Source organism: Trichocoleus sp. FACHB-591, assembly GCF_014695845.1.
GTDB lineage: Bacteria > Cyanobacteriota > Cyanobacteriia > FACHB-46 > FACHB-46 > Trichocoleus.
On the sequence record NZ_JACJPA010000099.1, the window covers coordinates 42,568 to 67,943 of the forward strand.

Below are 25,376 nucleotides of genomic sequence, written 5' to 3' on the forward strand. Positions count from 1 at the left end.
GAGGGCGATCGCTCCATCCCGCTTTAACTCTTTGGCTGACGGAGGTTGGATGCAGCTTGCTTGATGGGTTGAAGTAGAGAGAGGGAGATCCGCAAACTATTTAAGGATGTGTTGTTTGAATTCTTGCTGTCGGGGTGGGGGCCATGAAAGTCACTGCCACCGCTCATCAGTAACCCATACTGAATACATAGCTTCTCTAGCTTCCGCGATTGCTTCAGGCTGTGGTTCGGATGATAGACTTCTATGCCCATTAGACCTGCTGCGACTAATCCGGGGAGCGTTTCTTCTACCTCTCCACCTCGGAATAGATAAGGATGTGCCCACACCGGAACGGCATCACACATGCGTAATAACTGAATGCCATCGATCGCCGAGAATTTCTCGTAATGTTCATAGGCGGGCTTGTCATCTCCCAACCAGCGATCGAACGCTTCCCGCACAGAGGGAGCATGCCCAGCTTGTACTAAGGCTGCGGCAATATGGGGGCGACCCGGAGCCATGCCTTCTCCGAGGTGGGGTAGCTGAATCGGGTAGCCTAGTTCGGCGAGCTTAGCTACCATTTTCTCGGCCCGCCGCTTGCGACCTGCTAAGCGCTCTGCTAAAGGTGCTGCTAATTTGTCGCGGTCTGGGTAGAAGCCTAAGATGTGTAGAGAGCGATCGCAATGCACAGTACTGAGTTCTAGCCCAGGCACAATTTCTAAGTCATGGGTGGGAGCAGCAGCCAAGGCTTCGTCCCAACCGCCTAAAGTATCGTGGTCAGTGATGGCTAACGCTTGGACTCCCGTTTTGGCGGCTAGCTCCACTAGCTCTGTGGGAGTAAGCGTACCGTCGGAGAAAGTGGTATGACAATGTAATTCGAGCATCTTTCTATTGTCGGCTAAATCAACAGCGATCGACTGCTTCCAAGGTTCTTTAGAGATGATGAGGCGCGATCGCTGAGTATAACGTCTTCTGGGTCGGGTTGGAGTAGTGACCATAGGCGGCAACTACCCGGTTACACCTTCGGTTCTCCTCACCACGAGAGGGGTAAGGGAGCGTTACAGTAAGTCTAAGGAAATCAACAAAACTTCATACAGGCTACTTTTCCTTGGAGGTGATTGCCTGTTGGATTACTGGCTGAGTGACTGGAGCGTTAGTAGATGCGGATCTTGATGTTGACCATTTCTAGCCCTGCTAAACCATCTACTGAACTGCTCGGTGCAGCCGTTTTATTTGCAGCCGAAATCGCTCGGTAAGGGAAACTCACCATGTTCGAACTTTTTACAGAAAAGGCCATTAAGGCAGTCATGTTATCCCAGGAAGAAGCACGTCGTCTGGGACACAACCTCGTGGGAACCGAGCAAATTCTCCTAGGACTGATTGGCGAAAAAACGGGAATTGCCGCTAAAGTCCTACTACACCTGGGTGTTAGCCTCAAAGACGCTCGGGCTGAAGTTGAAAAGATTATTGGTCGGGGGTCTGGCTTTGTACCTGCTGAACTGCCCTTTACCCCCAAAGTCAAGCGAGTTTTTGAAGCAGCTCTGGCAGAAGCTCGCCAGTTAGGGCACAACTACATCGGCCCGGAACACTTATTGCTGGGTTTAATCCGTGATGGCGAAGGAGTTGCGGTTAAGGTTTTGGAGCGGTTGAGCATTGACAAAGATGAAGTGCGATCGCGGGTTATAGAAGCGATTGGCAATACTCCTGCAGTAGCGGCAGCTCGTCCTCAAGAAAACGGCTTTGACAAGCGTCCTAGCAAGCTCCGCACTTTGGAAGAGTTTGGTACTAACCTGACTCAAATGGCGATTGATGGCAAGCTTGACCCGATGGTTGGCCGCCAGAAAGAACTTGAGCGGGCAGTGCAAATTTTGGGTCGTCGCACCAAGAACAACCCCGTTCTAATCGGGGAACCCGGTGTCGGTAAAACCGCGATCGCCGAAGGTCTAGCTCAACGGATTTCTGATCATGCTGTGCCTGATACTCTGTTTGGTAAGCAGGTGATCAGCTTGAGTATGGGTTCTTTAGTCTCTGGAACTCGTTATCGCGGAGATTTTGAAGAACGCCTCAAGAACATTGTCGAGGAAGTGCGACAAGCGGGTAATGTCATTCTTGTGATTGACGAAATTCATACCTTGGTGGGTGCGGGTAGCGTGGAAGGCGGCATGGATGCGGCCAACCTGCTCAAGCCTGCCCTAGCCCGTGGTGAGTTCCAGTGCATTGGTGCCACCACCCTAGATGAGTATCGCAAGCACATCGAGAAAGATGCTGCGTTAGAGCGTCGTTTCCAGCCGATTATGGTCGGTGAGCCGTCTGTTGACGAAACGATTGAGATTCTGCACGGACTGCGCGATCGCTATGAGCAACACCACAAAGTCGCTATTGCCGATTTGGCGCTAGAAGCAGCCGCTAAGCTTGCCGATCGCTACATCTCCGATCGATTCTTGCCCGACAAAGCCATTGACCTGATTGACGAGGCAGGTTCACGAGTGCGCTTGAGCCACTCTAAAACTTCAGCCACCAAAGCGCTGAAGCAAGAGTTGCGGCAAGTGACTCAGGACAAGAATGCGGCAGTTGCGGCTCAGGATTTTGACCAAGCGGGTCAACTGCGCGATCGCGAACTCGCTTTGGAAGCTGAAATTCAATCGGTCACGGAAACTGAGAAGCAAGTCAATAATGCGCTCTCTAGCCGTCCGGTCGTCGATGAGGAGGACATCGCTCAGATTGTGGCTTCTTGGACAGGAGTCCCTGTCAACAAGCTGACTGAGTCAGAATCCGAGTTGCTGCTGCACTTAGAAGATACGTTGCACCAGCGCTTGATTGGTCAAGAAGAAGCAGTAACGGCAGTCTCTCGCGCCATCCGTCGGGCACGAGTGGGCCTCAAAGATCCCAATCGTCCGATCGCGAGCTTTATCTTCTCTGGCCCTACCGGAGTCGGTAAGACAGAACTGACCAAGGCTCTAGCTGCCTACTTCTTCGGCTCCGAAGACGCGATGATTCGCCTCGACATGTCTGAGTACATGGAGCGCCATACCGTCTCCAAGCTGGTTGGCTCGCCTCCGGGCTACGTCGGTTATGACGAAGGTGGTCAGCTCACCGAAGCAGTGCGTCGTCGGCCTTACACCGTCGTGCTGTTTGACGAGATCGAGAAAGCGCATCCCGATGTCTTCAACCTGCTGTTGCAGATCCTCGAAGATGGTCGTTTGACCGATTCTCAAGGTCGCACCGTAGACTTCAAAAACACCTTGCTGATCTTGACCTCGAATATCGGCTCCCGCGTGATTGAGAAAGGTGGTGGCGGTCTTGGCTTCGATCTCGCAACCGAGACTCAAGCCGAAGCGCAGTACAACCGCGTGAAATCCCTCCTCAACGAGGAACTGAAGCAGTACTTCCGTCCAGAACTGCTCAACCGTCTAGATGAGATCATTGTCTTCCGTCAACTCATTCGTGAGGAAGTGAAGCAAATTTCGGATCTGATGGTGCGCGAACTCTCGACTCGCCTCACTGAGGAACAGGGCATTACCCTGCAAATCACGGAGCGGATGAAAGATCGCTTAGTGGCAGAAGGCTACAACCCTGCCTATGGCGCGCGATCGCTACGTCGAACCATCACTCGCCTGCTAGAAGATGCCTTGGCCGAAGCGATTCTGTCAGGCCGTATCCATAGTGGCGCGATCGCCTTAGTCGATGTTGACGAAGACGGCCAAGTCCAAGTCAGTCAGACAGAAGCACCTGCTCTAGCTGAAGCGATCGCATAAAACCTCTTTAGGCTCAGTTTTACACTTAGTCCCTGGTTCTAGAATCAGGGACTTTTTTATGCTGCTCAACTGACTAAATAATTTCAGCTAAAGGCACTGAATTGACGTCCGAGTCTAACCAGGGAGGCGTTTTAACAATTAGCTCAGTTGCTTGTTCCACCGTCAAAGGCTTAGAGAACAAATAACCCTGACCACAATCACAATTGAGCGCTTTAAGCTGAGCCAGTTGTTGAGCCGTCTCAATGCCTTCAGCGACTACAGTGAGTCCTAGGGAATGCGCAATGTTGATGATCAGAGGCACCAACCCTGAGCCTTCAGAGCTATCTGTCATCCGCTGCACAAATGAGCGATCGATCTTCAGAATATTCAGAGGAAAGGAGTGTAGGTAACTCAGAGAAGAATAACCAGTGCCAAAGTCATCAATGCTAAGTTGAATCTGTCGTTCTCGCAGTTCTTGAAACATGACGCTGGCAGATTGAGGATTCTCCATAATCACACTTTCAGTAATCTCCAGTTTCAACGCCTGAGGATTGACTTGAGTGTCGGCCAAGACTTGATCTATTTGCTTAACTAAGTCGAGTTGAGCGACTTGCCGTGCGGATAAATTAACGCTGATCGAGAGATTCAGACCATCTAGATTACCTTGTTGCCACTTGCAAAGTTGTTGGCAAGCTTCTCCCAACACCCAATGACCAATCTGAGTAATCAAGCCTGTTTCTTCTGCGACTGGAATAAAGATTGCCGGCGACAGTAAGCCGTGCTGAGGATGATGCCAACGAACTAACGCCTCAAACCCCACCAGTTGGTTATGGTTAAGTTCAACAATGGGTTGGTAGTGGACCACAAACTCTTGCTGTTGGATGGCGCGGCGCAAGTCTGTTTCTAGCTGCAAAAGCTGGAGCGCCCTCGTATGCATGACCGGATCAAAAACTTGATGTTGTCCTCTGCCTAGCGCTTTGGCTCGATACATAGCCGTGTCTGCGTCACGCAGCAAGTGCTCAGGTTTCTCATATCCGGGTTGGTGGAGGGTAATGCCAATACTGGCATTGATAAACACCTCATGCCGAGCCAGTTGAAACGGCTGAGCTAAAGCAGCCAAGATCTGGTCGGCCACTTGAGTTGCACTATTGAGGTCGTCTACCTCTGTCAGCAGCACAGCAAACTCGTCTCCACCTAAGCGAGCCAGCGTGTGCTGGGAACTCAGGGATTGCTCTAAACGACGGGCGATCGCCACTAGCAACTCATCCCCCACAAAATGCCCTAGAGAATCATTGACTACTTTGAAGCGATCGCAGTCAAGAAACAAAACCGCAAATTGATACGCTACATCTGTCTGAGCTTGATGGAGGGCTTTCTCCAGCCGCTTCATAAATAAAGCTCGGTTAGGTAAACCTGTCAGCACATCATTGAGGGCCATTTTTAGCAGTTCTGCTTGGAGCTGTTGTCGCTCTTGGACCTCTCGCTGTAGCTCTTGATTCGCCGTCTCTAGTTGATGGGTACGCTCTTTGACCCTAGCTTCCAATTGAGCCTGTAGTTCCTCGTTCTTGCGTTCAACAGCTTTTAAGGTCAGTTGATTCTGCACCCTTGCCAAAACTTCTTGGACTTGAAAGGGTTTAGTAATGTAGTCTGCACCGCCACCATCAAACGCTTTAGCCTTGTCAAGACCGTCACTCAAGGCACTTAAGAAAATAATGGGAATTCTGGCTGTTTGTGGATTGCTTTTCAAGCGATAACAGACTTCATACCCATCTATTCCGGGCATCATGATGTCCAGCAAAATTAAGTCTGGCTGCACAGTTTGTACAGCCGTGAGCGCCATTGAACCGTTAAGGGCCTTGCGAACGTTATATCCTTCCTTAGCTAAAATAGTGGCAAGAAGGCGTAGATTTTCTGGGGTATCGTCTACAACAAGAATGTCTGCTGGAATAGGCTCAGTCTGGGTAGCATTCATTACGATTTTTGCCTTCTCACTTCCCTTTGATTAGCTTGATTAGCTGCTATAAGCGGTGCCGTGATTAGCAATCATCACAGTGCTTCTTCGTAATTTCATTCATAAATTCTAGAAACGTTTAATCTAGATTCAAGCAAATTTAAAGGTTGTGATCATACTAAGTTCATTAACTTGCGATTACTTTTTGATTTTTCGATTAATACAATTAAGTTCAAAAAAAATTGAATTATTTTTTAGTATGCCCAAAGCTAATCTAATTCAGAACTGAGCCAAGGGTAGAAATTGGGCGATCGCTAGGCTCAGATTGACTCACAGCCTTTTTCTAGACAGTCTTGTTGCGGATATTCCATTCCTCCTATAGTAGTATTCCAACATGAAATTTGTGTGGGTTGGGCGGATTGTGCAACCCAACCCCACAAACCTGATTTGATGAAGTACTACTGCTCTTGTGACTGAGTCAGGGTGGTAATTTGGTCAAATCGAAAATTTTCAGATAATTCAGTCAGGGTCAGTGCTAGGGCGGTAAATTCAGTCGGAATTTCTTGTAGGAGTTCAGTAATCAAGCGATCGCTGCATTGAGAAGCAGCATAATGCAATTGAGCCACCCAATTTGTCGGCATGGCGGCAAGTTGTTGGCTAACATCAACCTTCTGTGTAGCAATTTGCGCCGCTTTGGCAGCACTATTGTTTACCAGCGCTGGTAGTTCTTCGTAGAGATACTGCACGCCTAAATGCTGGCTAATGGTTGCGAGGAGTGCTTCTTTGCGGAAAGGTTTGCGAACGAAATCATCACAGCCTGCTAAGAAAACATCTTGGCGTTGCTCCTCAAAAGCACTGGCAGTCAGAGCCACCACAACGGTTTTGGGTCCCGACAGCGACTGTTTAATTTGTTTGGTCGCCTCATAACCATCCATCACTGGCATTTGCATATCCATAAAAATGAGATGGGGCTGCCAATGTTGCCAGACTGCTAGCGCCTCCTGACCATTTTCTACCGCTTCAACCGCAAACCCCACTTGACTGAGGAGCCGCACAAGCAAAAATCGATTGGTGGAGCTATCTTCCACAACCAAAATCCGATAGAGGGGTTGCCCCAAAGCTAAGCCACTGATTTGCTGCCTAACCGAGGATTCTATTTCCATCGGCGGGCTATTCTCTGCTTCTACTTGAATATCAAAGTGGAAGAGACTGCCACGGCTTAGCTGACTTTTGACCGTGATCTCACCTTCCATGAGCTGCACAAACTTTTGACTGATCGGCAAACCCAAACCAGTACCACCAGCAATTTTTAAGCCTGCTGCTGTTTGGCAAAATGCTTCAAACAGTTGATTAAGCTCATCGGGGGCGATCCCAGGCCCCGTATCCTCTACCTCAAAAATGAGCCGAGTCTTACTGGGCGATTTAGAGTCGGTCAATTGAGAAGTGAAATCTGTGGTGAGGTGGCTCTGATCCAGACTGACTCGGAGGGTGACTTGGCCGCGATCGGTAAACTTGATCGCATTCCCCAGCAAGTTGATCAGGACTTGGCGTAATTTACTAGCATCAGTTTTAACCAGTTGGGGGACATCTGTGGTACGGATACAAGTAAGCTGCAATCCTTTGGATCGCGCCTTCAACTGAAGCATTTCCGTCAAGTTGTCGAGCAAGCGGTGTAGATCGAAGCTAGTTTCGTGAAGCGTACTCCGACCCGCTTCAATTTTTGCCATCTCTAAGATGTCATTGATCAATTCCAGGAGATGTTCACCACTCCGACTAATGATGTCTAAGTATTGTTGGTACTCAGAAGTGATCCCCTTGGCATGATGCATCAATTGCGCGAAACCGAGAATGGCATTGAGAGGAGTGCGTAGCTCATGGCTCATGTTGGCGAGAAAGTCACTTTTAGCCTGGTTCGCTTTATCTGCTGCTTCTTTCGCCGCCTGCAATTCTTTTGACTGTTGCTGAGTTTGGGCTAGGAGTTCGGCTTGCTGAATTGCCACTCCTAGTTGAATCCCAATCTGGACTACCATTTGGATTTCAGCGGTTTCCCAATGCCTTGGGCCTGAGTTTTGATAGGCTGCGAGTAAACCCCAGAGCTGGCTATGGCAAAAAATTGGCACAATCACGTAGGCGCGAGCTTGAAAGCTCTCCAGTAGGTCGAGATAGCAGGTGTCAAACCCAGCTGTGTAAACATCTGAAACCGCAAGATGACTAGTACCCCGGCGATAAACGCCGCCTTGGCTGGACTGTAAGTAGCTGTCCTGAATGAGGCTAGTGTCGTTGCCGAGGTCTCTGGCATGGCAGTTAGGGTTAATCACTGCGGCCTTCGTGAGTTCGGGCTCGAAGGTTTGAGCCAGTAATAGAGTCCGCCATCCCGCAGCAACCGATTCAGAAACAAGTTCTCCGCTCCAGTCCGGTTTAAAGCGGTAGACAAGGGTGCGATCGCAGTTGACTACCTGTCGTAGCTCTTGGGTCGTGGCATTAAAGATGTTAGCCAAATCCAACGTTTGGCGCATGCGCTGAATCACTCTAGCACCAGCCTGCTCCCGCTCGACGGTTTGTTGCAGTGCTAACTCCATCTGTTTGCGCTCAGTGATATCTCGCATGATGCCGAGCAAGGCTGGATTGCCCGCAGCATCGGTAAAGGAAATTTTTTTCGTTAATAGAGTTCGGACGATTCCAGCGCGGTCGGTTAAGGTTTCTTCAGTTTCGTGTTCTAGCCCTGTGGTCAACACTAAGTTGTCATCATCCCAAATCCGCCCTGCTTCTGCTTGAGTCAAAAAGTCATAGTCGGATTTGCCAAGCAAGCCCTCACGGGGATAGCCCATGATTTGGCAAAAGGCGTCGTTGACGAGGATCCAACGATGCTGTTGATCTTTGACAAAAATCGGATCAGCAGCTCGGTGGAAGATTTGGTCTAGAAAGCCTTGGTTGATCTTGAGGGCTGTTGCCGCTGGCTGTAGTTCAATTGCTGGTAGGGCTTGCTGCTGTATCCCTAAATGGCTAGAAGACGAGTCAGCAAGCCAGTTGAGTAAAGCTATAGTTAGCTTTTGTCTTAGAGATGAGAATGGCTTTTTTGCCTGTACTGTCAGCCATAGGGTGGCCGACACGGCAGCGATCGCGACTGAAAGTGCCACTAAGCCAAAGTTATGAGTGCCAGCCATGCGATTGCTTCTAATCTCCTGCCACTGAGCCGCGCATTAATTGTGTGAGAACAGCCATCTATAACTATTCTGTGCGCTTTTTCTCAAAGTTCCCATTCCGGAACATGTTGTTTGCTTGTAGCAGGCATTTGAAGCTTAAAAAGATGATAAAGGGGCTAGACCAAGCCAGAGCGCAGGGCAACTACCGCAGCTTGCACGCGATCGTCTACTGCCAGCTTATTCATGATGCCGCGAATGTGAGTTTTGATCGTGTTAGGACTGAGGTACAGAGCTTCAGCAATTTCGGGATTCGTTTTCCCGTCTACCATCAGCCGCAGTACGTCTAGTTCTCGTTGCGACAATTGCCCCAAGTGGCTTGATGAGACAGGAGGCTTGAGATGCTCAATGACTCGACGGGCAATTTGCGGGTCTAGGTAAGTAGCTCCTTCTTGGGCGGCTTTAATCGCGGTCAGCAGGCGATCGACGCTAGAGCCTTTAATACAATAGGCATCGGCTCCACTAGAGAGGGCTGCCACAATTTCAGTTTCAGTGGTGTGGGAGGTCAGCACCACCACCCGGACTTCTGGTAAGGCTGCTTTAATTTGTTGAGTTGCGGCAATGCCATCTAATCGAGGCAATCCAATATCCATGACCACTAAGTCTGGCTTGAGTCGGATTGCCGCTTCCACGCCCAGGTAACCATCATCCGCTTGACCCACGACTGCAAATTCGGGGTAGTCAGCCAAGGCTTGCTCCAACCCCAACTGCATCATGGGATCGTCTTCGACAAGCAGGATTCGTAAGGGAGCAGAATTGGAGGACACATTCATAAAGATTTAAGGACAAACAAAAAAATCACAGTGTCGGGTAGTGTGACTGACAGGGTGATGTGGTTGAATAAATCGATTAAATCAGCTTCAAGCTGACTCATCCATAAAAGGATGCGACCCATAGCATAATCTTTACAAACAATGGAGGGCGATCGCCGGACGTACAACACCCGTTTTGGTGATTCGGGTTGGCTCATCCTACTGGAGGAAGTGAAATTGCTCGTAAGTGGGTCAATCTAGAGAGGAAGTGACTGGCTACTCGGCCAGAGGTGGGATAGCACTGCATTTGCTTCTATCCGCCTTCTCACTTGGTGTGGCCCTGAGTTCCTGGCTTAGAGCGTAGTTAGACGATACAAACCTCCTGCCCGTTATCTTTGCTTTTCGGCTGGCACCTATGCGCTTAAAGCGTCCTCAAGTTCTGCAATATTTGTGTTCGGTCGCTCTATTGGCGATCGCATACTTTGCCACGGCTAAAATCTCGATTTCTATGATCGGGCTGAATGCCAATGCAACACCGCTCTGGCCTCCCGCAGGCATTGCCTTAGCTGCGTTTTTATTACGGGGATCATGGCTATGGCCAGGCGTGATTCTAGGGGATTTCTTGCTGGTGCAGTCCTTGGGCGGCTCTGCGGGTCATTCTTTTGTTTCGTCTTGGGGCAGTGTGGCAGAAGCAGTGGTAGCGGCGATCGCACTGCGGCGTTTAGGATTTCGGCCTAGCTTAGACCGTTTGCAGGATGTCTGGGGCTTAATTGTTGCTGCGCTGTGTGCCCCACTGATTAATGCGACTTGGAGTACCCTGATTGAGGGTTCGCTGGGCTGGATGCAGTGGAGTCAAGCCTGGGAAAACGGGTGGACGCTCTGGCTGGGCGACTGTATGGGCATTTTGGTCGCTACACCCGCATTGCTGATTTGTCGCCAGTGGCCAGCTTTGTTTCAGAAGCCTGGGCAGCGGGTTGAGGGAGCAGTCTGGTTAAGTCTCTTGTGTATCGTGAGTTGGGTTGTTTTTGGCTCCGAGCCCCAAGCAGCGATCGCCCATTATCCGCTGGAATATTTACCGTTTCCTCTAGTGGTATGGGGGGCGCTGCGCTTTGGGCCGTCGGGGGCAGTATTAGCTAGCTTGGTGGTCTCTGGCATTGCAATTTTTGAGGCGTTTCACGGGCATGGGCCTTTCTTCGCTAAGGCCGAGCACCTGACTCAAGCCGTGCTGTTTTTGCAAGCTTTTATGGGAGTGGTGACGACTACCGCTTTGGTTTTGGCTGGGGCTGTGGGCGAGCGCCAAACCACCGCTGAGCTGTTGCAGAAAAGTGAAGCCAGCTTAGCCAATGCCCAGCGGATTGCTCAACTCGGTAACTGGGACTTAGATTGGGGCCAGCAGCAACTACGGTGGTCCGACGAGCTATATCGCATTCTGGGGTTTGTGCCCAAAACCTTTCCTCCCGATCCGGAGCAGGCGCTACAAGCAATCCATCCTGACGATCGCGATCGCGTTGAGCAAGCCTTAGCACAAGCAATGGTGGAGCGCCAACCCTGCCGAATTGACTATCGAATTTTGTACCCCGATGGCACAGAGCGCTTGGTGTGTGAGAAACTCGCCTTTTCGGACCACAGTGTCACGGGAACGGTCCAAGACATTACCGAGCGCAAACAAACAGAAATTCAACTGCAAGCGGCTTCGGAGCAGGTCCATGAAGCCCTCCGCAGTACTCAGTTACTGACGGAAATTGCCCTCAAAATTAGGCGATCGCTTGAGCTAGATCAGGTGCTCAACACCACCGTTACAGAGGTACGGCAGTTTCTTCAGGCAGACCGCGTTTATATTGGTCATCTGGACAATCAGGCGCAGGGCTATGTTTTGGCGGAATCGGTGTCTGAGGCTTGGCCTTCGGTGATGTGTTTGGAATATGACGAGGAAGGCGTGCAAGAATTCCGAGCTTTGTTTGCCTCAGGCTGTAGCCGTGTGGTCAACGATGTAGCTCTGAGCCAGTCAACGCCAAAAATTGCTGCCTTTTACCAGCAATATCAAGTCAAGGCGAGCTTGGGTGTGCCGATTATTTTGGGTGATGAAGTGTGGGTGTTGGTGGCGAATCAGTGCGAGCATTCTCGCCAGTGGCAACCCTTTGAAGTCAACTTGTTAGAACAACTGGCGATTCAGGTGGCGATCGCCATCCAGCAAGGTCAGCTTTACCAACAAGTACAAGCGCTCAACACCAACTTAGAGTCGCAAGTCGAAGAGCGCACCGCCCAACTGCAACAAAAAATGCAGGAGCTACAAGACTTAAACCACTTTAAGGATATTTTCTTGCATGCTTTCTCTCACGATGTCCGCACTTCGATTATGGGCATGTCGTTGATCTTAAAGAACTTGCAGAACAAGCCAGGCGACTCAGTGCCAGTGATGCGATCGATGGTGGATCGCATGGTGCAAAGCAACGAACGCCAATTGAATTTGATCAACTCCTTACTGGAAGACCAAACGAGTGAAAGTCAACCAATGGCTTTATCCTACGAGGCGGTGCGCTTAGATGGTTTGGTGCAAGGCATTTTAGAAGACTTGGAGCCGTTGTTGGTGCGAAACCAAGCAACCGTTTGCAATCTCTTGCCAGCCAATTTGCCGCCACTGATTGCTGACCCACAACAATTGGAGCAAGTCTTCAAAAACCTGATCACTAATGCGCTAAAGCACAATGCTCCTGGCTTGCAGTTGACCTTGAAGGCGACGGTAGAAGACCAACAAATTCGTTGTAGTGTTGAGGACAACGGCGTGGGCATGGGACCAGAGGTTTGCGATCGCCTCTTTAAGCTCTATGTCCGGGGGTTAGACAATCCTCATTTAACCGGAATCGGTTTGGGACTTTATCTCTGTCGGCAAATTATTACGGCTCATGGAGGCCGAGTTGGGGTGGAGAGTGTGCCTGGCACAGGTGCTAAGTTCTGGTTTGTCTTACCGCTGACGAAGCCAGCCTTAGCAGGTTTGACGGCTGAAACCGTTTACAACTCTCCTTCGCTGCGGTCTTCCATTAGCAAAATCACGCCTTGAACTTGGCTCGTGATACCCAATAAAGGGGCGCAACTCACATGACATTTAATCTGTCTGCCACGACGATTGATGGCATCCAGCGTGATTTCAGTAGCGCTAGTCGTGTCAGCTGTGAGACAAGCCCGCATTGATTGTCTCAATTGCTCCACAGGCAGACCAATATCTAGATTCAAAAAGTTTTGGCCCAAGGCTTCTCCAGTGCGTAACCCCCACAAGTCCTCAGATCTATAGTTCCAAATTTGAATATGTAAGTCTCGGTCTACCACCACCACACCGCCCTTCAAGCTGCTCAAAATAGATTCTAAAAAAGCATTTGCCTGATTCAGCTCATCGCCGCGGCGGTGCAGTTCGTCATTGACGGTATAGAGTTCTTCGTTGGTGGCCTGCAACTCTTCATTCATGGTCTCCAACTCTTCGTTGGTGGCTTGCAGTTCCTCGTTGGTCGTTTCCAATTCTTCGTTGCTGGATTGCAATTCCTCGTTGGTCGTTTCTAGCTCTTCATTAGCACATTGCAGCTCTTCATAGGCCGTCTCTAACTCTTGGTTGGAATGCTCTAGCTCCCCTTGCAGTCGTTTGTAGCGGGAGACATCTGTGAAGGTAATGCTAACGCCCAAGATGTAGGTTTCTTGATCTAGCAGAGGTTCTATTCGGACATCTAGAAATACCTTTTCTCCTTGAGCAGCCAACCATTCTACGTCTCTGAAGCTGAAGGGGCGGCGCTCACTATAAACTTGGTTGATACAAGATCGTAACTCAAGGGGACGGTAAGAGACTTCTAGGTCTTGTAAAGGCCGACCAATATCACGAGTTGTGAGGTTAAATAGCACCCGCGCTTGTTCATTTACCAAGGTTAATAAACCTTCAGCATTCACGACTAAAGAAGCTAGGGGACCGCGATCGAAAGCGACGTTTTGAATGTGATAGCTATTGTCAGGCTCACTACTCGTACTACTATTTCCTGTTTTCATGGGCAGGAGCTGATCGCGTGAATTTAATCTGGGTACTTTTGTAAAGATCCGGCGTTTCAGTTCGACTGGGGCGAAGGTATTGGCATAGGTAAGGAGCATTTCTGCTTTGCCCAAACACAAAAATGCGTGATCTCGGAGGGCGAAGTGAAAGCGAGTAATAATTTTAGCCTGCGTGTCGGCATTGAAATACATCAAGGCGTTGCGGCAGATGAGTAAATCAACTCGAGAAATGGGAGCGTCCTGGGTTAAATCGTGGCGGCCAAAAATGACCGATCGCCGTAATTCTTTCCGAAAACTGTAAAAGTTGCCCACAGGTTCAAAAAACAGCTCGATCTCTTCTGGAGATAAGCCCTCTAAATCTCGTTTTGGATACATCGCTTGGCGAGCTTGGCTCAGCGCTTCCTCATCGACATCGGTGGCGTAAATCTTTACCCGCTCCCGAAATTGCTCCATCCCAATCAGTTGGGCCATGACGATCGCGATCGTATAAGCTTCTTGACCTGAGGCACAAGCAGCGCTCCAAATCCGAATCGGGTCGCCAGATTTTTTGTCAGCCAGGATGCGAGGGATAATGGTGCTGCCGATATAGTCCCAAGTCGGGCGATCGCGAAAGAATGAGGTGACGTTGATCAACAGCGTATTAAAAAGCGAATTAAATTCATCTGGATGGACTTCCAAATAATCCAGATAATCGTCGTACTTCTTAATGCCCACCGTTTGCATCCGCTTATTCACTCGGCGCATTAAGCTGGAGCGTTTATAACCTGTAAAGTCGAAGGCTCGGCTCTGCTTTATGTACTGTAGTAACGCTTCAAACCCCGAATTTTCGCTGGAATAGTTCATGGCTTAAGATGGAAGCACGAAGAAAAATGCTGTTGAGGGCAAATTTTTTGAGTTGGCATGGCTCACAGCATCATAGAGGAAGTAAGACCGAAGTCTGCAAGTTAACTGTTACTGCTGAGCCTACTGCTTCTAATCTTGACAGATAGTGCCGAAGTCCTGCTAAGCAACTCAAGCAGTGGAGCGAGATCTCACCCAGCGAGGAGCAGCGATCGCAATGCAACAAGAGCCAACCAGCGCAGACTCCTTGGCAGCAGGATGGCCCGCTGGCACAGAGCAGGGATGGCGAGCCCAAACTGGCCCGCAAGACACTGCCGAAGACCAGCGACAGATTAATGAAGAACTGCGGCAGTCTCAAGAACAACAGCGCGAAGCGAATGAGACCAACCGATTGACTGTAGAAGAGTGGCGCAATCAAGCAGAGGTGGTTAGGCAAGCCCGAGAAGCCTTACGCCAAGAGGCAGAATTGGCTCGGAAAACTAATGAAGAACTGCGGCAGACGGCTGAAGAGCTAAGGCAAATGACCGAGGCTTTACGAAAAACATCTGAACAGGCGAGGCAAGCTGCCGAAGTTGCACGCGAAGCAGCAGAAGCAGCGAGACAAGCTGCGGAAACAGCCTACCAAGCAGAAGAAAAGGTGCGACAAGCCATGCAAGAGCAGGAGCAGATCTGGGGAGAGATGCAGCAGACGCTGAGTTTGTATGGCGAGGAAGCAGGAGGGGGAATTAGGGAAAGAGACAGGATAAAGCAGGAGGGATGAAGCAGGAAAGAGGGCCGAGCTAGCGGGTTATCGTTTAGCTGGCTTGGTTGGCTTCTGAATTTCTGGAGCTTTGAAATAAAATTTGACGCAACAAATTAGCGCTTTTCTCAGCCTCATGGGCCCGCTCCTGAAACTGATTTTCGGTGTGAGCATAATTTTGTTGGCGAGCATGAGAGGACATCCGCCGCGCCAAGGCTGCTTTTTCTTCTAAGGCTCGAACTGCGGCCCAGAGAGCTTGCTCTACCATATCGGCTTGCTCTGAGATTAAGCTATCCAGGGAGTAAGCATGCCCCACGTGGCAGCGGAAGCGCACCAAATTATCGTTGCGGATTTCCCAAAGCACACCTCCACACTCCGGGCAAGTGACAGCCGAAGCTCTGTTAGAATTCTCACCCTGCTCTGAAGCAGCTTTATCTGCGGCAACCACCTCCGCTTCTTGTTCGATCTGAGTTTCATCAGGGGGCATAGGTTTCTCTGTCAGAGGGCTAGACACTAACTTAGTTAAAATGAAGGCGATGTCGGTAGCAGGCAACACATAATCTATCTCTACATTCGCGATCGCACTGCGAGGCATGCTATCGAATACGGCTTCATTTGGGTCTTGAGCGATCGCAATGCCACCTTTGGATTTAATCAGCTCCAAACCTACGGTGCCATCGTCCAAAGCTCCAGATAGCACTACGCCAATGGCACGCGATTGGTAAGCTCTAGCGGCTGAACGAAATAACAGATCAATGGCAGGTCGGTGGCCGTTCTCACGGGGGCCATGACTCAGAAACATAGAATTTTGCCTGAGTAGCAAATGGTAGCCTGGGGGCGCAATGTAAATGTGCCCTGGCAAAATGCCATCTCCATCTTCGGCATGTTTAGCCAGCAAAGATCCAGAACGGTTGAGAATTTGGGGTAAGACGCTCTTACCGTAAGGCGGGAAGTGCACTACTATAAAAACTGCCGCTGAGAGATTTGCAGGTAGTTTTTTGACCAGTCGCACAAGCGCTTCCACCCCGCCTGCCGAGGCACCGATCACAATCGCAAACGGTACATCTAGATCTTTACTACTATCAGCATTGTGGTTAGCAGCCTGAGTCAAAGTAAGTTGAAATGAGGGGGTACTTCGAAAGTATCAAAATATATCTAGAAGCTCGTCCCCCTACAGGCAGCTTTAGCCTAGGCTGAGGCGGCGCGGCAGTTCTACACGAAAGGTTGAGCCTCGCCCGATCTGACTCTCGACTGTAATTTGGCCTTGCATTAGTTGCACTAGAGCATTGGTAATCGAGAGGCCCAAACCTGTGCCGTTATGTCGTCGAGCGATCGACTGATCTAGTTGGCGAAAAGCTTCAAAAATATGCGCCTGGTTGACGGGATCAATACCCATGCCCGTATCACTGACGGTAATCACGATTTGCTCTCTCGACAACTCGTGCACTTCTAAATAGACGCTGCCGCTGTCAGTAAACTTAATTGCGTTGGAAACCAAATTGATCAAAATCTGCCGCAGTCGGCCTGAGTCGTTGACGATCGCAATATTGGGTTGGGCCACATGCACTTTGAACTTCAGATGCTTTTCCTCCGCCAGGGCAGACATTTCTGCTGCGATAGCCTGTACAAGTTGAGCTAAATCCAGGACTTCTAGCTTGAGTGTTAAATGGTTTTCTTCGAGCTTGGAGAAGTCCAAGATTTCCTCAATCATGTCCAACAGATGTTTGCCATTTCTAAAAATGCATTCCAGCATGGCTCGTTGCTGTCGCTGTTGCCCTGGGTCAAACTGACGCAAGAGCAAATCGGAAAACCCCAGAATCGCATTCATCGGAGTGCGGAGTTCGTGAGACATCGTCGCCATAAACTGCGATTTTAGGCGATCGGCCTCGACGAGGTGGAGATTTTGCATTTGTAACTGCTGAATTTTTGCTTCAGCTTGCTTGCGGCTGGTAATGTCTCGCACCAGCCACCGTAGGGCGATCGCTTTGCCATCAGAGGGGCAACGAGCTGCTTCCACGGTCAAGGCTGCATCAAAGCGATCGGCCCTCCAGCCCTGCAACTGTACTTCCCACTCCTGCACCCGGCTAATTTGGGGTAGCTGATTAACCACAGAGCGAAACCCACGCCGAGCCTCTTCTGGGACAAAACTTGCAATCGGCTTACCAACCAGATACATCGGGTCAATATTGAGTAGGCGAGCTGCGGCTTGATTGGCTTCTTGCACAACTCCATAGAGATCAGTCACCAAGTAGCCATCGGGCGCAGACTCAAACAGGTCTAGATAGCGTTGCCGCTCAATTTCTATGACTGCCCGAGCTATCTGAAGTTCTTCATTTTGCTGGCACAACTCCTCCTCGGCCACGCGCAGTTCTTCTAGAGCCAGTTGGAGCTCTGTTAAACACTCGATCAGGATCTCTGGATGCTGCTCGAGTAGGTTCTGAGCCTTATCAACTAGTTTCTCAGCGTGTTGGGTTACTACTTCAAGTCGCTGAGCCAACATGCTCTCGTTGCACTTGGCATTCATGTGATTCTTGGTAAAAAATGGGTTTGTTTAAAGAGAGTTGAGCTTAAAAAACTAGTGGCCAGTAGAGAAAAATACTTAATCCAAGTGCCATGTAGTTTACTGAAGCCACAAGGATTAATCAAGCAATACGCCAACTAGCTTCTAAATTATTTAATACACCCAATCATAATGAGATCCCGAAATTTGATTTTCAGTCTTAAAGCAGAGACTTTCAAATCGTTGGAAATAGAAGCGATTATCTCAAATTTCCTTTGCAAAACATTTAAAGATAACCTGAAAAGCCACGTAAAACATGATTAGAAAACACAAAAAAGGGACAGGTAAAAACCTATCCCTTGTCTTACGATATTACCTACCACGAAAATTTTAAGGTTCTTAAAAAGCTCCAATCAATCCTAAGTGCTGCTTTGTCTATCAGTATAACCAATGACAGCAATTTTGTGGCGGTAAACGAGTTCAGCTCCATACCAACCAGAAAGACCTAAGAGCGTTGCAACAATTGTTGAAATAATGATCCCCGTTGGTAAAATTGCACCTGTGGTATTGCCCCAGCGCAATGCAAAGTTAGCGATCGAGAGTAACAGCACTGCCACATTCAAAGACATATGCGCCCAACCTGCTGTGCGCTTGCGAACGCGCTCGATCTTCAGGAAGTCCAGCATCCCAGTGATTGCAGCTACCACACCTGAGACTAAACCAACGGCTAATAACCAAAAAGAAGCTCTCGCCCAAAAAGCATCCTGGGTCAGCCAGTAGGCAAAATCTGTGCCTGCGGCTAAAACCAAGACTGCGATCGGAAAAGTTACGATTAATGGATGCAAAGGATGGCCCGCGATCGCCACAGTACTAACGATGCCATTATCACGATAGTCGCTTTCTTCGCTTTCAATAATAGGTGGAATATTGGGGGTCTGTACCATAATTGGTCTCCTTAGGTTTCAACTACTAATAACTCAAATCTCACTGTTTTTACAATTTAGACATAATCCAACTAGTAAAAACAGCTAAACATCCCATGACTCCAAAGTGAAGACGATGTGATGTCTAGCCAAGTTCAGTTATTTAACTCTCTCCGGAGGGAAACTGCTCTACAAGAGCATTGGCTTCTAGCGTTAAGCGGCCCTCTTGCACATTCAGCTGCTTTAACCGCAGGGACATGCCTTCTAACGCAAAATTGCGTAAATCTAATAAAGAGGTTGCTTGCTCTAACAAGGCAGTCGTGAGTTCTGGAGATAAACCTTCCCCTTCCGAGTACTCCACATCTTCCAGAGCAATTCGTTGGCCTCCATCCGCAACCTTAGGAGTGGCCGTAAAAGCAACTTGCTTGCTCTCACCAGAGCTTGCTACTTTCACGTTGGCACTGATGGCAAATTTACCAGCACTCGGCATGCAAAATCCTACTTGCTCAGCATTTACGGTCGTTTGCTGACCATCAATGGTCACGGGCAAGTTTTGCAGCTTCTCTCGAATAAAGTCTGAGTTAAAAGCGCGGTTCATGTCTTCTGCGGTGAGAACGACATGAACATCTGCTTCCGTCGGTCGCTGTAGTTCAATTTTGCCAAAAGCGGCACTCAAAGGATTGATAGAAATGCTACCAGTGGTGATCTGCATTTCTTCCATGCGCAGATCTTCCTGCATTACCATCCCTTTGCCGTCGATCGCCACTGAATCCACCTGCCCCTGCATCATCTTCAGGGGGTCAGTGCGGATATCCACGTTAATCTCTTCTACTTCATCAAGCTGGCTAGAAATTCCTACTTCTGCCACCTTACTGATGGCTTGTTCTCCGAGATCTGGCATATTAAGTGCTGCTTTAAAAAATTCTGACTGTTCGCCCTCACTCTAGGCCATTGTCTCCGGTGCATGTATCTACACCACGACAGAGAGACGAAAGGAGGCATAATCTAACTTACGACCAGACACAGATCCACCGAAGCATAAATTTCCGCCTCATTCAGCAAAATCGTCGCTTCGCTGCCAATCCGACCCATCTCTGGTACGGGGCCAAGTTCCATCTCTACTAAGTAGGCCCAAGTCTGGGCATAAGGTTGGCAACATTTCACCGTTCCTTGCCCACCCACAAAGTAGACTTGCTGACTAAGGTGAAATCGAGGTTGCGTGACTGCTGAGCCGACTCCTGCATCAGGCAAACCAACCGAATTAGCGATCGCCTGCTCCCAGGTGCGATCAAAAACTGAGCAATTCCGTAAGTACTGCTCCTTCGTATAAGCCCCCACTGGCTTTTGGCTAGAATCCCCTGCGGACTCTTCCGCTCGTCCCGAAATTGAGGAGTGACGGCCAGTCATAAACATCTCCGTTTTTTTATGGTTGAGGTTGGTATTATTCAGCAGCCACAATCACTATTGAGTGTGGGTGATAGGAGTGTGAGTGATAGGGTGAATATAGGGCGATCGCATATAGCTCGATCAATTTGTCTAAGTTATCTGCAGCACATCAGGCATGAGCTAAAACTTAGTCTTAAGCTGAAATCTTACTGAGCTGGTACTAGTTGTTGCGTTGCTTGTGCCGTTGGGACTAAAGTCCAGCCTGCCCGTAACAGTTTTTGATAAGTCGCCCAGCCCTTAGAGCCACCAGGAATGTTGTAGTCACTAACTGCAAGACCTGGACAAGCGGTATAAGGCTTCCAAGGTTGGCTGGGATGGGTCCGTAAATGCAGTACTTTCTCCCCATCTCCACCTGTGAGGGACAACCAACATATTTGACCTGGCATAAACTTCTCCTTGCAAATTAGCTATGTAGAAGAGAACTACTTACTGAGCGCCAACCTGGGCAATTTGCTCCTGACATCCTGTAACGAAAAGGAGCATACTTTGTTTGTAGCCGCAACTGATACTCGGTGTGTTCCTCCAAGAGGTCTGATTAAACCCTTGGGGGTTTATATCTACAGAGATAATTTACTGGAGTGACGAAATTTACATCGCTAGGCAACCTACCTCAAAACCGCCTGAAACAGCCGCCAAACATGAGCTGTATATCAAGTCAGCTAATGAAGCTTAGAAGTTTTAGTCGTGCAAAATAATGTAGTGCTTTGGATCTAGAGTGATTTTGCCTTGTTGTTGTAGTTTTCCTAGCAATCGCGTTACCGTAACTCGGGTGGTGCAGCAAGCATTGGCTAAGTCTTCATGAGTTAAGCGAACTGGAATCCGCACCCCATTAGACACAGGCTGACCTATTTCTTGTTTCAACAAAAGCAGAAAACTACGCAAGCGGTCTTGGACCCGTCGCCGTCCTGCTACGGCTAAAAATGCTTCGCTTTGTTGTAGGCGTTGGCTGATGTCAGAGAGCAAAGATTGGGCGAGTTCTGGCTTGGTAGCAATCTCCTGCCAAGTAATCGCTCCTAACTGCACTTCATCTGTAAGCGCTGTTACTTGGTAGACATGGAGCGAGGTCAAGCCAGATCCAAAAGCCATAGAAGGGCCTGCTATACCAACTAGCACTTCTTCGCCATTTTCTGAGAAGGTGCTTAACTTCACTAGTCCTTCTTGAACTTGCCAAATGGCATCTGCCTTACAAGGAATAAGCTCCCCTTTGACGTACTTATGCACGGAGGCATCCCCGACGGCGCTACGGCTTTGCCCTGCTATAAGAGATTTAACGGGATTGCGTTCTGCCGGTAGGCTACGAATTAGCCATTGCAGGCAATAAGGTTCGCCCTCTGTGCTGGGTCCAGTATTGGGCACAACAGAAACAGTGGCTTTGACTGTGACACAGCTATCCTCGCGGGGCTGGAGGGGTAATTCCCAGTCTTGCGATCGCTCCATTGACTGCAATTGCAAAATTTTTCGCTGCCACAGAAGCCGATGTTCTAGAGGAACAAAGCTCAGAAATGGTTTGCTAACGAGAAAACGTTGGGCCACGTTGAGTAAGGAAGCTGCTGCCCGATTGGCTTCGCGAATGACGCCGTCTGCCGTGGTGATTAGGTAAGCATCGGGAGCTAGCTCAAACAGTTCTCGGTAGCGATCGCGCTCTTGAACGAGTTGCTGTTGTAGGCCTACCAACTCATTGTTTTGCCGCTGCAACTCTTCAATGGCAACTTGTAATTCCTCTGAAGCCATGCCTACCTCCTTGAAAGCAGTAGGCACTAGCTCTATGGGGATGGCAGGAGAGACATTAGCGGCTTCATAAAGACGACTCAGCCGCCCGTTCATTCCGGTCATGTGGCGCAGCAACTTTTCTAACGTCGCGTTATTGACGTCAAAGTTTTTACCGAGAGAGGGCGGTTGGGCTGTCATGAAGGCGAATTGAGTCAGGACTAGGGCTAAATTATAAAGAAGTGCAACTGCAGGCAAAAGCTACTGCAAAAGTACTTAAATCTACGTTAGTTACCTTAAGAATAGAAGATGAATTATTCAAAAGTTTACGGTGTTGCAATAAGTTGTTTTGCAAAATCTTTAAACATTTGGGCTTTACCGTAAGCTAGGGGGAATCTTATGTCGCATAAATTACAAAAAACTTTAAATCTAGGGCGATTGCTAAAGCGCAGAAAACGCTAAAACCTCTGCAAAATATAGCTTAAATACATCCTCGTATAGATAGCTACATAGTTACGTTACACTAAAGTCCGCCTAAGGGTAGAAGTAAGGTAAAAGCTAGAATCGCTAGCTTCCTTAGTAGCTTAGATTACTAAAAAGTTGATGGTGCAGCTCGTATAAATCAAGCTTAAAAACTGATATATTAGGTTAGGTTTTGACCTGAGCGAAATCTTTAGCAAAACCTAAATCTAGTAACAAGTATTGATGCAAGCTCATTAATAAATCCTCTAGCTCTTTGGGTATCTGGGTATATTTGAGCTACTAGCCTACATTTAATTTTTCTTTATTTAAATCTTAAAATTTACCAACTGCTTATTTAGCTTCTGTTGGTTTCTAATATCAAATTCAATTGATATGTGAAAGAACCATTTGAGCGCTATACATCTGACAATGCGCCAATTTCATCAATTATTTAAGACTGGCCTATTTAATTTTTTCAGTCTTTTAATTAGACTTACTAGCTGCCGTAGCTCCACAGCCAAGCTTTTTGTCTCAGCTTCACGTCTCATTCAGCTTTGGCAAGCCCGATGATTCCTCATCGATAGATTTCGCCACAATTCGGTTCGTTCCTGAAACACCATCCCTGTTACTTGCCACCATGACTCAGCCTAGCCAAACCATCCAAGTGTCACAGCAGTTTTCTGATGAGCAGTTACTCGCCATTTGTGAAGCAGCCGATGTCATTGCTTGCCAATGCCCTAGCTACTTAGTTCATTTATTAAAAGAAGTGAAAGAATTTCATCGCTACACGCACGAGTGCATTCAGACCTCGCCTCAGGACGCCTCAACCCATGACTGGCTGAGTGCGCAAGCCGCACAAGTGGAGACGATGCTCTCGCACATTATCTTTGAGCTGTTGCAGCGTGAGAATCTGATTGACGAGCAAAACAATCTCGACCTTGGCAAAATGGCAGAACGATCCAGAGCGATCGCTGTACAGCAAACGGTAGGTCGCAACTCTTGTGCCTAGCGGTTGGAACCGTTCACGCGAGATTGTCGGCTCCACCAAGAAGCAACGCCCAAAAAGAGAAACCAACTTAGTAAATAGAGGCAAGTCAGCATCGCTGCCTCCTTCAAGCCAATAACATTGCTACAGCAGGTAAGCCCGCGATCGAAGATGCAATGCAAGTCCAGGCAAAGAAGCTCTCAATATCTTCCTGGTCTAAAGCAACACCCATCTGAGCCATTGAAAACGGAAATACGGCTAGTAGCAGTACGATGACCAGACCGTATTCTATTCCTGTCATGGTCGCCTCCTATTGATGACTTACATTGGATAATGTAAGTCACAACTCAATCTGCACTCCCTCTACGGTTGAATCGTCTGATGGCCTAGCATCTCTCCTTTAGCTAGGTCTAGCAACTTGTGTTCTTACCCACATAACGCTTTAACAGCAGACCCTTTCCCTTGATAGAGGGGGAAACAAGATGGCAACGTTAAGTTAAGTAACAACAGTTCCCTCCTGGCTTGAAGTCTTAAGGGCTTGATGTCCGAGGGCAAGTGTAACTCAGTGCTCCGTACTCCTATGAGTCCCTAGTTTCTAATCTGGGGACTTTTTTTGACCAGTTCAAAAATTAAAGGGAAAAATCAAAGGGTGAGAAATTCTTCCGCGCTGGAGGGATGGATACCGATCGCCTGGTCAAAATCTCGTTTGGTTGCTCCCATTCGGATCGCGATCGCCAAAGTTTGAATAATTTCGGCAGCGGCCTCACCCACCATATGCGCCCCTAAGACGCGATCGGAGCGACTATCTAGAACTAGTTTCACCAAGCTTTTTTCCGGTCGCCCCGTCAAACTGACATATAAGGGTGGAAATCGGCTGGACTCACAACGCACCGCATCCCCAAACTGCTCCCGGGCTTTCGTTTCAGTTAAGCCTACAGATGCCGCCTCTGGACGAGCAAATACGGCTGTCGGCACACAATCATAGTTGACTGGCTGGGGTTGCCCGCCAAATTCAGTTTCCACAAAGGCGATCGCTTCCATCTTGGCGACGGGAGTGAGGGCTAGGCGATTAGTACAATCCCCCACGGCAAAAACATTAGGTTGATGCGTGCGGCTATATTCATCCACCGCGATCGCGCCCTTAGGGTCTGTGGCAATCCCTACTTGTTCTAAGCCCAAGTCTTTCGTGTTTGGCGTGCGTCCTACAGCGCACAGTACTGTATCTACCGTCAGCGACTCAGAACAATCGCCTGCAAGTTGCAGACACAACCCTGCGGCTTCCGATGTAATTTCTTTGGCGGTGCTATTGCCGCAAAACTTAATGCCACGATGAATCAACCCTGCTTGCACTTCGTTACGCAGATCTGAGTCAAATCCAGACAAGACTTGCTCAGCATTATCAACCAAAGTGACTTCTGAGCCGAAATTTCGCAGCATGCTGGCAAACTCTACGCCAATGTAGCCACCCCCAATAATGGCAATCTGCTGAGGCAACTGGGACAGTTGAAACATCTCGTCAGAACTGAGGGCGTGCTCGGCTCCCGGAAAGTTGGGCTTGGTAGGTCTGCCCCCCACCGCAATCAGAATTTTGTCTGCCGTGACTTGGCGATCGCCAACTGCCAGCGTGTGGGGGTCTACAAAGATGGCGCGCTCCGGAAGTACCTCTACCCCTGCCTTAGATAGCGATTGTTGGTGCGACTGTTGGATTTGTTGCAGTTCTTGCTGGATCGCTTGCATCAACTTCGACCAATCAAACTGGGGTTGGACTGCTTGCCAGCCGTACCCGACGGCATCCTGGAACAACTGCGGAAAATCAGCCGCATAGACCATTAGCTTTTTGGGCACGCAACCCCGATTGACGCAGGTTCCTCCCATGGCGCTTTGCTCTGCGATCGCCACCCGCGCTCCATAAGCTGCGGCTCGTTTTGAGGCTGCAAGTCCTGCTGACCCACCGCCCATGATCAACAAGTCATAGTCAAAGCTCATGTACTTTTAGCCTCGCTTTTACCAGCTTCTTTTTGATGACAAACTTTGACAACAAGCTGATCCAGCTTTCAGCTTGCAAATCAATCTCAGCAGTCTAGTGGTAGGCTAACGCGGTCATAGGACGGAAGCAATCTATAAAAAGCTGG

Annotated in this window: 19 protein-coding genes; 4 read left to right on the top strand and 15 right to left on the bottom strand. The window is 49.0% G+C overall.

Annotation, left to right across the window (positions count from 1 at the left end; genetic code table 11):
• Window positions 1-23 precede the first annotated feature (23 nt).
• Window positions 24-977 carry a PHP domain-containing protein gene (locus tag H6F90_RS19535; protein ID WP_304941007.1) on the bottom strand — a complete coding sequence of 318 codons (954 nt, stop codon included), beginning with the start codon at window positions 975-977 and terminating at the stop codon, window positions 24-26.
• 270 nt (window positions 978-1,247) lie between these two features.
• Between H6F90_RS19535 and H6F90_RS19540 the strand changes: the two genes are divergently transcribed.
• The gene (locus H6F90_RS19540; protein ID WP_190553944.1) at window positions 1,248-3,734 is read left to right on the top strand and encodes an ATP-dependent Clp protease ATP-binding subunit; all 2,487 of its coding nucleotides are present in this window, start codon (window positions 1,248-1,250) and stop codon (window positions 3,732-3,734) included.
• 73 nt (window positions 3,735-3,807) lie between these two features.
• Here H6F90_RS19540 and H6F90_RS19545 read toward each other — a convergent pair whose 3' ends face one another.
• From H6F90_RS19545 to H6F90_RS19560, 4 genes are all read right to left on the bottom strand, one after another.
• A complete protein-coding gene (locus tag H6F90_RS19545; RefSeq protein WP_190553945.1) occupies window positions 3,808-5,685 on the bottom strand; it encodes a GGDEF domain-containing response regulator in 1,878 nt (625 codons plus the stop codon).
• Between the two features lie 437 nt (window positions 5,686-6,122).
• The gene (locus tag H6F90_RS19550; RefSeq protein WP_190553946.1) at window positions 6,123-8,828 is read right to left on the bottom strand and encodes a response regulator; all 2,706 of its coding nucleotides are present in this window, start codon (window positions 8,826-8,828) and stop codon (window positions 6,123-6,125) included.
• 155 nt (window positions 8,829-8,983) lie between these two features.
• Entirely contained in the window at window positions 8,984-9,637 is a 654-nt protein-coding gene (locus H6F90_RS19555; protein WP_190553947.1) for a response regulator transcription factor, read from the bottom strand.
• Window positions 9,634-9,834: a hypothetical protein gene (locus tag H6F90_RS19560; RefSeq protein WP_190553948.1), complete on the bottom strand. Its 201-nt coding sequence runs from the start codon at window positions 9,832-9,834 to the stop codon at window positions 9,634-9,636. The genes H6F90_RS19555 and H6F90_RS19560 overlap by 4 nt, the downstream gene beginning before the upstream one ends.
• 197 nt (window positions 9,835-10,031) lie before the next feature.
• Here H6F90_RS19560 and H6F90_RS19565 point away from each other — a divergent pair, with 197 nt between their 5' ends.
• Complete coding sequence (locus H6F90_RS19565) at window positions 10,032-12,674, top strand: MASE1 domain-containing protein (protein ID WP_190553949.1); 2,643 nt, start codon at window positions 10,032-10,034, stop codon at window positions 12,672-12,674.
• On the opposite strand, the gene H6F90_RS19570 is transcribed toward H6F90_RS19565, so the two are convergent.
• Window positions 12,626-14,485, bottom strand: a complete 1,860-nt coding sequence (locus H6F90_RS19570; RefSeq protein WP_190553950.1) for a CheR family methyltransferase — start codon at window positions 14,483-14,485, stop codon at window positions 12,626-12,628. The genes H6F90_RS19565 and H6F90_RS19570 overlap by 49 nt on opposite strands.
• A 175-nt stretch (window positions 14,486-14,660) precedes the next feature.
• Here H6F90_RS19570 and H6F90_RS19575 point away from each other — a divergent pair, with 175 nt between their 5' ends.
• The gene (locus tag H6F90_RS19575) at window positions 14,661-15,242 is read left to right on the top strand and encodes a hypothetical protein (RefSeq protein WP_190553951.1); all 582 of its coding nucleotides are present in this window, start codon (window positions 14,661-14,663) and stop codon (window positions 15,240-15,242) included.
• Between the two features lie 34 nt (window positions 15,243-15,276).
• On the opposite strand, the gene H6F90_RS19580 is transcribed toward H6F90_RS19575, so the two are convergent.
• The 7 genes from H6F90_RS19580 to H6F90_RS19610 form a co-directional block, all read right to left on the bottom strand.
• Entirely contained in the window at window positions 15,277-16,332 is a 1,056-nt protein-coding gene (locus H6F90_RS19580) for a chemotaxis protein CheB (RefSeq protein ID WP_199296046.1), read from the bottom strand.
• A 72-nt stretch (window positions 16,333-16,404) separates the two neighbouring features.
• The gene (locus H6F90_RS19585) at window positions 16,405-17,745 is read right to left on the bottom strand and encodes an ATP-binding protein (RefSeq protein WP_190553952.1); all 1,341 of its coding nucleotides are present in this window, start codon (window positions 17,743-17,745) and stop codon (window positions 16,405-16,407) included.
• Between the two features lie 395 nt (window positions 17,746-18,140).
• A complete protein-coding gene (locus H6F90_RS19590; protein ID WP_190441811.1) occupies window positions 18,141-18,665 on the bottom strand; it encodes a DUF2231 domain-containing protein in 525 nt (174 codons plus the stop codon).
• Window positions 18,666-18,807: 142 nt separating this feature from the next.
• On the bottom strand, window positions 18,808-19,545 hold the full coding sequence (locus tag H6F90_RS19595; RefSeq protein ID WP_190441809.1) for a DUF2993 domain-containing protein: 738 nt from the start codon (window positions 19,543-19,545) through the stop codon (window positions 18,808-18,810).
• 104 nt (window positions 19,546-19,649) lie between these two features.
• Complete coding sequence (locus tag H6F90_RS30790; RefSeq protein WP_242024547.1) at window positions 19,650-20,051, bottom strand: hypothetical protein; 402 nt, start codon at window positions 20,049-20,051, stop codon at window positions 19,650-19,652.
• Between the two features lie 185 nt (window positions 20,052-20,236).
• Window positions 20,237-20,476, bottom strand: a complete 240-nt coding sequence (locus H6F90_RS19605) for a hypothetical protein (RefSeq protein ID WP_190553953.1) — start codon at window positions 20,474-20,476, stop codon at window positions 20,237-20,239.
• Between the two features lie 292 nt (window positions 20,477-20,768).
• Entirely contained in the window at window positions 20,769-21,998 is a 1,230-nt protein-coding gene (locus H6F90_RS19610; protein ID WP_190553954.1) for a helix-turn-helix domain-containing protein, read from the bottom strand.
• Between the two features lie 898 nt (window positions 21,999-22,896).
• Between H6F90_RS19610 and H6F90_RS19615 the strand changes: the two genes are divergently transcribed.
• A complete protein-coding gene (locus tag H6F90_RS19615) occupies window positions 22,897-23,268 on the top strand; it encodes a hypothetical protein (protein WP_190553955.1) in 372 nt (123 codons plus the stop codon).
• A gap of 103 nt (window positions 23,269-23,371) precedes the next feature.
• On the opposite strand, the gene H6F90_RS19620 is transcribed toward H6F90_RS19615, so the two are convergent.
• Window positions 23,372-23,545: a hypothetical protein gene (locus H6F90_RS19620; protein ID WP_190441802.1), complete on the bottom strand. Its 174-nt coding sequence runs from the start codon at window positions 23,543-23,545 to the stop codon at window positions 23,372-23,374.
• Window positions 23,546-23,886: 341 nt separating this feature from the next.
• On the bottom strand, window positions 23,887-25,230 hold the full coding sequence (gorA, locus tag H6F90_RS19625; protein WP_190553956.1) for a glutathione-disulfide reductase: 1,344 nt from the start codon (window positions 25,228-25,230) through the stop codon (window positions 23,887-23,889).
• Window positions 25,231-25,376 lie beyond the last annotated feature (146 nt).